Source organism: Bradyrhizobium sp. (assembly GCF_049581145.1).
Classification (GTDB): Bacteria; Pseudomonadota; Alphaproteobacteria; order Rhizobiales; family Xanthobacteraceae; genus Bradyrhizobium.
Genome location: NZ_JBAURI010000331.1, coordinates 1 through 1751 on the forward strand (window position 1 = coordinate 1; position 1751 = coordinate 1751).

Annotated in this window: 2 protein-coding genes; both read right to left on the reverse strand. The window is 65.6% G+C overall.

The features are described from left to right. Positions 1-419 (reverse strand): hypothetical protein (locus WCB02_RS10920; protein ID WP_423958147.1); only part of this gene is annotated, 419 nt, incomplete at its 3' end. Positions 420-431: 12 nt separating this feature from the next. Continuing rightward, positions 432-1751, reverse strand: a 1320-nt coding sequence (locus WCB02_RS10925) for a c-type cytochrome (RefSeq protein WP_423958149.1), incomplete at its 5' end; no start/stop codon positions are given.

The window sequence follows — 1751 nt, forward strand, 5'->3', positions numbered from 1 at the left end:
GGCCGACTCATCAACTCCGCGACGCAGTAGCGGTAGAAGAGCCAGGCGAGGATGATGGCGAAGGAGAAGTCGAACAGGCCGAACCAGAAGAAGCCGCCGCCGACGACGAACCAGACGGTCGCCATCCAGATGCGGCCGATCAGGCCCATGATGTTGGGATAGCGCGAGCGCAACGGGTTCTGGAGGCCGGGAACATAGAGCGCGGTGACCAGAATGAGGGTTGCGCCCCAACCGCGAATCCAGCCCGTCGGGACGGGCGGCGGGAGGCCAAAGGTCTCCGACACGAAATAGGGCGCGAACATGCATAAGAGTCCGATCGCCAGGTGCAGAGCCATGTTGAAGCCGAGCACCTTCTGATACGTGCTCTTGCGCGCCCTGGCCTGGTCCTGACTCCAGCCGATCGTCAGCGCGTCGCTCATGGCCCCCTCCGCTCAGAACGTCAAGAGATAGGCGAGAAGATCGCGCTTCTGGCCGTCGGGCAGATTGGTCCCATAGGCGTGGCCCTCGGCGCTGTTGCCGCGCGCGCTCGTGTCGAAGCAGAAGGCCTTCGAATCCGCGCCCGGCGCGCACGGCGGAGCGAGAAAGCCGCCGTTGACCGGATCGATCACATCGGAGCCGCGCACGAACGCCTTGGGCCGGCGATCCGGCGGCATGAGCAGGGCGGCGAGGTTCGGGACCGAGCCGTTGTGAAGGTAGGGCGCGCGCAGCCATAAGCCGTCGAGCGGCATATTGGCGTAGCCGTCGGTCTTGACGAAATGGGTGAAGTGGTAGGGCGTGCCCGCGAACATCGTCGAGATCTGCCAGTCGCGGAATTTCTGCGTATAGGAGTTGAGCCGGTTTGGGTCGGCGCCGAGGGACGTGTTCGGCTCGACTTGCCCGAGGTTTGCGCCTTCGAAGACATAGCCGTCCGTGCCTTGCCAGCCGTGACAGGGGGCGCAGGCCTGCATGTAGACCGTCTTGCCGCGAAGAACTGCGGCCGGGTCGGGGCGATAGGGACTGGGCGGCGGCTTCAGGTCCAGGAGCCAGGCGGCGTTGCGCTCGATCGAAGCGATATCGACCGAGTCGGGCGTCACGCCCGCGCCGACCGCGGCCGAAAGATTGCGCTCGGCGAGCGAATCGTTGTCACCGTCCCAATGCAGTTTCATGCCCTCGCGCGGGCGCTGATTGAAGATTGCCGGAAAGTCGGCGGTTCCGACCAACTCCGCGTCGGGAACGCGGCTGCCCGGCGGCAGCTCCAGCAAGAGCTTATAGGGATTGAACGTGTCGACGCGGCCCGGTCCCCACGCCGGCTGGCTCTCGAGCAGCGGCAGGAGACGCGAGCGGTGCTCGATGAGGCCCTCGCGCACGGTCGGCAGCACGTCGTAACGCCAGGCAAGCTTGTCGAGCCAGTCGAAGCGCGCGCCCTCCCGCTCCATCGCCGGGATCAGGTTATCAGGCGAAAGGCGCTCGTCGGTCGCCAGATCGAGCACGAAGCGAATGAAGCGGTAGAGGTTGAGATTGTTCGAGGGCATGCCGGGGACGACGTGCGCGGAAGCGTCCGGCGTCTCGCGCCAGGTCCCGACGTGGCAGGTTCCGCAATTGAACCAGACGACGTCGATCCCGCTCACCTCGCGGCGCGAAATGCCGATCGGCAAGTCGAGCGGCCGGCCGTCGGCGTCCTTCTCATACTGGAAGCCGAAGGTGGAATAGTCGCTGCGGCCTTCAAACTCGGCGGGAAAGAGGCTCGGCAGCGCCTTCCACATCCAAAAGGG